The sequence below is a fragment of the Lacticaseibacillus sp. 30 genome (genome assembly GCF_053819265.1).
Genome location: NZ_JBSOQX010000083.1, coordinates 1 through 353, shown reverse-complemented (window position 1 = coordinate 353; position 353 = coordinate 1). Strand labels below are relative to the sequence as shown.

Sequence of the window (353 nt, the reverse complement as noted above, 5' to 3'; positions counted from 1 at the left end):
GCTTGAAACAACGGATTCTGCGGATCTTTGCGGAATTTAAGCAGCGATACGGTGTTATGAAGATCCACCATGAATTGAATCTGGAACTTCAACCACTGCAGCTTCGGTGCAGTCCACGACGGATCTCCCGGCTCATGAAGGAACTGGATATCCACTCCGTTACCGTCAATAAGTGGAAAGCGGCTTCGGCTTCCAAAACCAAGGTTGAACAGCGTCCCAACTTGCTTAAGCAGGATTTCTCGACCACTGGTTTAAATCAAAAATGGACCGCTGATATGACCTATATTCAAACGAAGCGTAATGGCTGGTGTTACTTATCAACCATCATGGACCTGCACTCACGACGGATTATC

The 353-nt window shown here is 47.0% G+C and carries 1 protein-coding gene; it reads left to right on the top strand.

The genetic code is table 11. From position 1 onward, the window contains the following. Positions 1-2 precede the first annotated feature (2 nt). Positions 3-353, top strand: a 351-nt coding sequence (locus ACWPAB_RS15460; RefSeq protein ID WP_455692717.1) for an IS3 family transposase, incomplete at its 3' end; no start/stop codon positions are given.